At 42.8% G+C, this 1,420-nt stretch carries 1 protein-coding gene; it reads right to left on the bottom strand.

Features of this window, described 5'->3' with window-relative positions; translation table 11 throughout:
* Positions 1–1,349 (bottom strand): hypothetical protein (locus ASC50_RS00500; protein WP_056928559.1); only part of this gene is annotated, 1,349 nt, incomplete at its 3' end.
* Positions 1,350–1,420: the final 71 nt, after the last annotated feature.

The raw sequence follows: 1,420 nt of genomic DNA, 5'->3' as shown, positions 1-1,420 counted from the left end.
TTTTCTAAGGTGCTCTTGAAGTTGATGCTGGACATGCCGGTCTTCGCATCTATTTTTGTTCGAAGTGGCACTATAAAAACCAGCTTGGTAATCCCATTCAATGAATTAGGCGACTTGCGAGCTTTGAAATCGCCAAAAAGTGATTCGATAATATCGGAGGAAACACTCCACACCGTTTTTTCGTCCGTCAACTTGCCTTTTTCCTCGTTGAGATAGTCCATACAGGCTTGGGCTACTGCGGCCACTCTTTGGCATGGACAGAGCAGTAATGGCTCCATTTTCGCAAGGCAGAGCATGATGTTTTCGTGTGATAATCCTTTGTTCTTTAATGTTTTAGATATGCTGTTAATGGCTTCAAAGAGGATGTTTAGCTCGGTGATGATTGAAACGTGCTTAAAGAGAAATTTGAATGTTTTTTTCTCTCCCGCTGTCAGTCGGGGAAATGCGGAGAGCATCTTTTTTGCCCAATCGGTACTCGCGGAAAGATTCATAAAACGGGCAATTGTTCGTTGTTTGGGTGGCAGCAAGTAGCCTACCGGACGCATTATCTCCCGAAATTTTACCTTGCCTATCGCTTTGGTGAAAGCTTGGAAAGCGTCTACTTTTTTATAAACTCGCTCAACGCACAGGGCTAATGTGTGCCCCACATCGCGCAAATGTGTGTATCCTTTATCCTTCACGGCTTTGGCGATGGTGCCGGCATTATCACTGACGAGGTAGACAGGCGGTGCCTTCATCTTTTCTTCCGTCTTGTCCAATACTTTCGTAATACTTGCACTGTTCCAACTCTTTCCTACGCTTATATCCAATACATTTACATCATTGAATGTCAGTGCTTTTTCTCCTATTTTGCCTGCCGGAACACCTAACGTGAGAAACATTTTCTCACTGGCAATCATCATGCTTTCATCCAATATTTCAGCATATCCCTCTTCATATTCCTCCGATTTGGATTCCTTGTAAATAGAATAACCGCTCTTTTCAACCCAATTCTTGATGCTGGTGTAGCTGGGTATGTCGGGCAGGTTCCATTCAAAACGTGCATTGAGATAAATGAGCATTTTTCTCGTGGTTCTAAGTCCCAGGTGACAATGAACATACATTTCGACACACAATGAAACCAGCATGTCTGTATAGCCGTGTCGTGCAATGAGCTCGTGAGAATAATCAGCAAAGCTCCGCTTTTTTTTAACACATTCAGCTTTCAGTTGTGCTGATAACACTTTGCTCTTACTCTTGTGCAAATCCCTGCTCTTGGCAAGGTCTTTGTTTTTCTGCTTCTCTTCCCGCAACTCTTGACGGCAGGATTGCAACTCTCTCTCTAATTTTTCTTCGCGCTTCGTTTTCATAAATTGCTATTATTTAATTGTTTATAAGGCGCAAAGGTAGTGCTTTTTGATGAGTTTTGCAAATCCGTTTG

It is taken from the genome of Candidatus Symbiothrix dinenymphae (genome assembly GCF_001431085.1).
The sequence above is the reverse complement of the archived record's forward strand: the minus strand, read 5'-3'. Positions and strand labels throughout refer to the sequence as shown.